General features: G+C 36.3%; 8 protein-coding genes and 1 pseudogene. 4 read left to right on the top strand and 5 right to left on the bottom strand.

Going from position 1 to position 6194, the window contains the following annotated elements:
- Nucleotides 1-14 precede the first annotated feature (14 nt).
- Nucleotides 15-203 carry a 4-oxalocrotonate tautomerase DmpI gene (dmpI, locus tag E7Z81_RS10725; protein ID WP_292747634.1) on the bottom strand — a complete coding sequence of 63 codons (189 nt, stop codon included), beginning with the start codon at nt 201-203 and terminating at the stop codon, nt 15-17.
- 66 nt (nt 204-269) lie between these two features.
- Between dmpI and E7Z81_RS10730 the strand changes: the two genes are divergently transcribed.
- A complete protein-coding gene (locus E7Z81_RS10730; protein WP_292747637.1) occupies nt 270-728 on the top strand; it encodes a deoxyuridine 5'-triphosphate nucleotidohydrolase in 459 nt (152 codons plus the stop codon).
- Nucleotides 725-2257, top strand: a complete 1533-nt coding sequence (locus E7Z81_RS10735) for a thiamine pyrophosphate-binding protein (RefSeq protein WP_292747640.1) — start codon at nt 725-727, stop codon at nt 2255-2257. The genes E7Z81_RS10730 and E7Z81_RS10735 overlap by 4 nt, the downstream gene beginning before the upstream one ends.
- Here the strand turns inward: E7Z81_RS10735 and E7Z81_RS10740 are convergent.
- The 4 genes from E7Z81_RS10740 to E7Z81_RS10755 form a co-directional block, all read right to left on the bottom strand.
- Entirely contained in the window at nt 2250-2510 is a 261-nt protein-coding gene (locus tag E7Z81_RS10740; protein ID WP_292747643.1) for a hypothetical protein, read from the bottom strand. The genes E7Z81_RS10735 and E7Z81_RS10740 overlap by 8 nt on opposite strands.
- A complete protein-coding gene (locus tag E7Z81_RS10745; RefSeq protein ID WP_292747645.1) occupies nt 2503-3063 on the bottom strand; it encodes a DUF2953 domain-containing protein in 561 nt (186 codons plus the stop codon). The genes E7Z81_RS10740 and E7Z81_RS10745 overlap by 8 nt, the downstream gene beginning before the upstream one ends.
- A 28-nt stretch (nt 3064-3091) precedes the next feature.
- On the bottom strand, nt 3092-3511 hold the full coding sequence (locus E7Z81_RS10750) for a GerW family sporulation protein (RefSeq protein WP_292747648.1): 420 nt from the start codon (nt 3509-3511) through the stop codon (nt 3092-3094).
- A gap of 351 nt (nt 3512-3862) precedes the next feature.
- Nucleotides 3863-5005 carry an alanine--glyoxylate aminotransferase family protein gene (locus tag E7Z81_RS10755; RefSeq protein ID WP_292747651.1) on the bottom strand — a complete coding sequence of 381 codons (1143 nt, stop codon included), beginning with the start codon at nt 5003-5005 and terminating at the stop codon, nt 3863-3865.
- Between the two features lie 208 nt (nt 5006-5213).
- Here E7Z81_RS10755 and E7Z81_RS10760 point away from each other — a divergent pair, with 208 nt between their 5' ends.
- Together E7Z81_RS10760 and E7Z81_RS12085 are read left to right on the top strand one after the other, a co-directional pair.
- On the top strand, nt 5214-5861 hold the full coding sequence (locus E7Z81_RS10760; protein WP_292747654.1) for a DUF6198 family protein: 648 nt from the start codon (nt 5214-5216) through the stop codon (nt 5859-5861).
- Nucleotides 5862-6120: 259 nt separating this feature from the next.
- Nucleotides 6121-6194 (top strand): annotated as a pseudogene (locus tag E7Z81_RS12085) (IS200/IS605 family transposase); the annotation flags it as partial.

Below are 6194 nucleotides of genomic sequence, written 5' to 3' on the forward strand. Positions count from 1 at the left end.
TAAGAAATAGCCAGCTATTCCTTATCGGAGAGTAATCCTCCGGCAACACCAATGTCTTCTTTTGCATATGGCTGAACCAGAACTGTAATTGCTTCAATAGGCAAATCATATGCTTCAGCAACTGTTTCACTTACTTTTTTAACCATTTCTCGTTTCTTTTCTAAGCTTATTGTATTGTTTCCAGCAATTGTAATTACAGGCATATTTATCACCATTTAAAATTTATTATGTAGATAGTATAAATAAATTATTAAAAGGTTTTGATATTTATGCTCGGTGAAAAAGAACTGGTTAAGATATTTCCGGATTTCAAAGACTTGGTACAGCCATCCGGAATCGATTTGGAACTTGATAAGATTTATGTTCAGACCTCAGGAGGCTCACTTATAGACAATGAAAAGAACCTGCCTGAAATAAGGGAACTTGAAGGGGACATTTACACATTAAAGCCCCATACTGCATATCTGGCAAGCATCAAAAGGAAAATTAAAATCCCTAAAGGTTATACAATGCTTTACCTTCCACGCTCAACACTTTTAAGGTCATTCGTTTCAGTTCAAACCGCCGTTGGAGATCCGGGATTTTACGGAACACTGATGTTCATGATATATAATCATGGCGAATATGACTTTAAAATCAAATCAGGTGACAGGATAGCTCAGGCAGTCGTATTTCCGGTTGAAGGCTCAGGTGAGTACAATGGCTCATATCAGGAGGAAGAAGAGTGAATGTAGCAGATAAAATCGTTGAAATACTTGCCGAAGAGGGATTGGATACAGTTTTTGGAATTCCAGGCGAGCAGATAATGCCTCTTTACAAGGCACTTTCAACTTCAAAAATCAGACACGTCCTCACCCGCCATGAACAGGCGGCAGCACATGCGGCAGACGGATTTGCAAGATCATCAGGTAAAGTGGGAGTATGCATTTCAACAGCCGCTCCAGGGGCGCTGAACTTTACAATGGCTATTGCAACAGCATTCAAGGACAACGTTCCAATTTTAGTACTCACAGGAGATAATGAGCTTAAATACAGAAACACAGACCATTTTCAAAGCCTTCCTCAATTTGAAATATTCAAACACATTACAAAAGCATCATACAATCCCTTAAACGGAACCGAAGCGATGTATGTTTTAAGAGCAGCAATTTATGAGCTCAAGACAATGCCTAAAGGTCCGATTCATATCAACCTTTCAAAGGACGTTCTACTTGAAGAGGATTTCAATGACTTTGACTTGTGCTATCTGTGTGAAGATGACCTCTCCAAAATCAGTGATGCTCAAAAACTGATAGATTCAGCCGAAAAACCTTTATTCATCCTGGGAGCAGGTGCAATCTCACAAAGGGAAAATATTTTAGGGATTTCCGAAAAATACCAGATACCCGTAACCACAACATTCCATGCAAAGGGCATAATATCAGAAAATGACGATTTAAACTTAGGTCTTGTCGGTATACGCGCAACACCTCAGGCAAGATATGCATTTGAAAATGCAGACTGCATAATTGCACTTGGAATCAAGGCAAGCGAAAGGACACTTCCCGAAATCCCCAAAAACCTGATACATGTAAACCTGAACAGGGACGTTCTGGTAGGCGAATACCCGATTCATGGAAAAGTTGAAGATTTTCTTTTCAAAATAAACTTTAAAAAGACAGAATGGTTAGGTGAAATTTTAGAAATTGACAATTCCATCAAAATCGAAGGCACTGACGATGATTTGTCACCACAGGCCGCCATAAAAAGAATCCTTGAAAAATTCGACAATAACATCACTGTTTCAGATGCCGGAAGTCACACAACATGGACAACACTCATGAAAAAATGTCAAAAACCGGGACAGCTTTTATTCTCCGGGGGGATGGCACCTATGGGGTATGGTCTTCCTGCAGCTATTGGTGCCAGTTTTGCAACCGGCGAACGTATTGTTGTCATAAACGGTGACGGGGATTTCCAGATGAACCTTCAGGAACTTGCAACCGTGAAAGAAAACAATCTTGATATTGTGGTGTTCATACTTAACAATTCTGAGTTTGGAATAATAAGGCAGTGGCAGGAGCAATTCTATGACATGAAACCTTATCAAATAACACTCAATAATCCCGACTTTGTAAAATTGTCTTCAAGCTATTCAATTGATGGGGTTCGTGTGGATAACCTGTTTGATCTGGAGTATCTTCTTGAAAGTGACCTTAAAGGTCCGCTGGTGGTTGAAGTGGTTTGCAGAAGTGAAAACATACCTCTTCCTAAATGAGTTCCTTCTCGACAAATTCCTTAACAATATCATCTATTTGGTATGTCTCATCTAGGGGTGCGAAATAATATTCATCATTTTCTCTATAAATTATTCCCATTGGAATTATTGATGCCGAGGATACATTGTCACGGACAGTGGCAATTTCGCTTTTGAATACAAATGTCAATCCGTAAAGTGTTCGAAAATGATACTCCGTATCGATTTTAAAATCAAAGATATCTTCAATAAAATCCTGCACCCTTTCATCCATTTCTAACACCTTTTATCAGTTCCCTAACTTCTTTTTTTGAAATCAGTTTTATGGCGGGAGGTATCAACTTTAAAACGTTAATGTCAAGTTCGTTTATGCCTCTTGCGTCAATTTTACTTTCAGTAAAACATGGCTGGGCGCTTAAACGTGCATTTTTATGACTTGAATTTATGATGGCTATCGCTCCCCAGATATATCCTATGTATCTTGCAGTGTCTACATAGGAGTCAAGGCCTAAAATGAGCTGATTTTCAAGTTTTGTTATGCTGATGCACTTTACAAATGATTTCAAGAAGTATTTAAAGTATTTGAGGCAGGGCTTTGCCAAATCAAAAAGTTCTTTAATGTCCCTTTCACTCTCCTGTTTGTCTTTCACGTCATCTTCCCTGTCGTTTTGTGATGGGAATTCAAGAGAGTATATTTTGATTTTTTTTAAAATTAGTATTTTTAAACATCCTTTGAATTTGCTGTCTGTTTTATCATATATGAAAGCTATTTTAACTCCAATATAAAGCAGAATAATGATAAATAAGATGATTATTAAAATAATCATCCCCAGGATGTTTAACATGCAGTGATTCCTATTCGTCTATTTCTTCGCTTGTTGTAGTGTATTCAGGTTCGATGTATTCGGATTCATCGTAGTATTCTGCATTCTGGGATCCGAGTATGCTTTTTACAAGGTCTCCAATAATTAATCCTATGTCGGATATTGCTTTGTTGGTTTCTGTTCCTTTACTTAAATCAAGTACGCGTACGCCTTCAGTGTCATTTCCTTTTTTAGGAATCATTACCATTGAAATTGGTTCTACACCTGCTCCTGCTCCGGCCACATCACTGCCTTCGCCGCCCAAGATGTTTTCACCAGCTCCAAATCCTACTCCCATCTTCATAACAGGAATTAACACCTTATCTTCAGTTTCAATTGGTTTACCAATTACATTATCTACACTAATAAGTTTACGTAATTCTTCAACAGTTGTTTTAATATTGTCAGACATGGTTTCACATCCTATGTTAAGTATATAATATTATGTTTTGTTGTTTTAAAAAACTTTAGTATTTTTGCAGGCAATCATAAAAGTAATACTTTTTTTACAAATGAGACATATGTTTCAAGTGTAACTTTTACCTTAAAACTTATAACTTATTATTTTTGAGACATGCATTTCAAGTGTAACTTTTACCTTAAAACTTATAACTTATAGGGAGAGGTATATTTCAAGTGTAACTTCTCACTTATAACTTCTAATGATGTAAAAAATATATTACTTATAACTTATTAGTAGTTTCAAATCATCCAGTTATAACTTATAATTAAAATTTTAAATTAAAAAAAGAAAAAATCAGAATCATAAGTATGATTCTGTAATTGATGCTACACCAGCACCAGCATCTTCAATTGCACCTAAACCTTTTAAGGTCATTCCGATAGCTGCAAAAGTTTGAGTTAATTCTTTGTAGGAAATATTTCCCATGTGTCCGATTCTGAAAATGTTTCCTTTCAAGTGATCTTGACCACCAGCTAATTCCACACCGTATTTGTCACGGGTGGTTCCTCTGAAGTCAGCGTCAGTAACTCCTTCAGGCATTTTTACTGCAGTTACAGTTGCAGAGGATACCGCTTCGTCAGCGAATAATTCTAAGCCTAATGCTTTAACAGCTGCTACACTAGCTTTAGCAGCTTTGTGGTGACGAGCAACCCTGTTGTCAAGTCCTTCTTCCATAACCATTTTCAATGCTTCATTCATAGCGTAAGTTAAGCTAACGGATGGAGTGTATGGGGTTTCAGGTACTGCTTTGTCTCCGCTTTTTCTTGCAGCTTTTAAATCTAGGTAGAAAGTATTGGTTTCCACTTTGTCAACAGCAGCCCATGCGTCGTCGCTTAAGGTTATAGCAGCCATTCCAGGTGGTGCTGCGATACATTTCTGGGATCCTGTAAGACAGACGTCAATACCGAATTTTTCAACATTAACTTCGTCTCCTGCAAGGGAGGATACGGTATCTACGATGTATAATGCATCATAATTTTTCATTACTTTACCGATTTCTTCAATAGGTGCAGCTACTCCGGTAGAGGTTTCATTGTGGATTACACTTACTGCTTTAATATCTTCATCAGCTTCTAAAGCTTCTTCAATAGCTTCAGGAGTTACAGCAGTTCCCCATTCGACAGCTAACTCTTGTGTGTCAATTCCATGGGTTTGAGCTATTTTCATGAAACGTTCTCCGAATTTTCCACCTACTACATTTAACATTTTTTCACCAGGAGCTACAGTATTAGCAATTCCTGCTTCCATTGCAGCGGTTCCTGATCCGGTTAATAAATAAGATTTATTTGGGGTTTGGAAAACTTTACTCATTAATTCAGTAGTTTCGGTTAAAATTTCACCGTATTTTGCGCCTCTGTGGTTAACAACAGCTTTTGACATTGCATTGAGTACTCTTGGGTGTACTGTTGTTGGTCCAGGAAGCATTAATAAAATATCATTCATTAAATTCCTCCAAATTATATAAAAGATTAGCTAGTTTAAAGCTATTAATATCTATTATTTTTATACTTATTAAATATTTTTAATTTGTAAGTTTATTCAATTTCCATATTTATTAATGATATATTTTGTACACTCGTTCAAAATTTAAGATATATTTTTAAATGATGAATAATATATTATGTGTTGTATGCAATTTAGTGGAGAAGATTTGACTATCAAAAGAGTTTTTAACTATATTTTCGGACTGTATCTCATCACTTTGGGTGTGGCTTTTTCAATCAAATCCGGTTTGGGGTCTGCTCCGGTCAGTTCAATTCCATATGCTATGGATTTGATATGGGCAATGGAAATCGGATTTGCTACATTCATATTTCATGCTGTTTTAGTATTGATTGAACTTATTTTGCTTCGAAGAAATTTCAAACCCAAGCATTTCCTCCAGGTCTTCGTTGGTGTGCTCTTCGGTGCATTTACAAGCATATCAGTGTCCCTGATGGGTTTCATACCTCCGGCAGATAACTTCATAATCGCTCTTTTGATGAGTTTTTTAAGCATATTTCTGATTGCATTGGGACTGTTTTTCTACGTTCCGACAAATTTCATTCCGCTTTCAGTCGAAGGGGTTACACAGGCCATAGCAATTGTAACCCACAGGCCGTTTCCAAGAATTAAGGTTTATTTCGATATATGTGTCGTTGCAACCGCACTGATTTTAAGCTACGTATTTTTAGGACACATCGGAAGTGTGGGCATCGGAACAATTCTTGGAGCGCTGTTTATCTTAATAATGCAAGAATACCACAACTTCTGTAAGTTGTGGATGAATTGCAAGTTGGGTATACTATTTTTTTATTAACTTTTAAATAGTTTTTTTTCTTATAATGATTATTATGGGTAGTATTTTGAATAAGAATCAGCATTCAGTATACGTGTTATCTTATCATTTGGTATTGGTTATTAAATATCCGTAGAAAGGTTATTGATGAGGATATTTTTTGATTCACTTATGGTTATTTTTGAAGATATTGGTTTTAAATATGGTATTGTAGTTAAAGAAGCGGAATTGGGAGGTTGATCATATTCATATTTTATTTGAAGCCAAACCAAGTACAAATTTGGTTAAATTCATTAATTCTTATAAAAGTGCAAGTAGCAGAATAATAAAGAAACAATATCCAGTTTTAAAAAA

Origin of the sequence: Methanobrevibacter sp., from assembly GCF_015062935.1 — an archaeon.
Classification (GTDB): domain Archaea; phylum Methanobacteriota; class Methanobacteria; order Methanobacteriales; family Methanobacteriaceae; genus Methanocatella.

Excerpts from the sequence above, each read along its gene's own strand:
- dmpI (WP_292747634.1), bottom strand. The coding sequence starts at position 203 with ATGCCTGTAATTACAATTGCTGGAAACAATACAATAAGCTTAGAAAAG.
- E7Z81_RS10730 (WP_292747637.1), top strand. The coding sequence starts at position 270 with ATGCTCGGTGAAAAAGAACTGGTTAAGATATTTCCGGATTTCAAAGAC.
- E7Z81_RS10740 (WP_292747643.1), bottom strand. The coding sequence starts at position 2,510 with ATGGATGAAAGGGTGCAGGATTTTATTGAAGATATCTTTGATTTTAAA.
- E7Z81_RS10745 (WP_292747645.1), bottom strand. The coding sequence starts at position 3,063 with ATGATTATTTTAATAATCATCTTATTTATCATTATTCTGCTTTATATT.
- E7Z81_RS10750 (WP_292747648.1), bottom strand. The coding sequence starts at position 3,511 with ATGTCTGACAATATTAAAACAACTGTTGAAGAATTACGTAAACTTATT.
- E7Z81_RS10755 (WP_292747651.1), bottom strand. The coding sequence starts at position 5,005 with ATGAATGATATTTTATTAATGCTTCCTGGACCAACAACAGTACACCCA.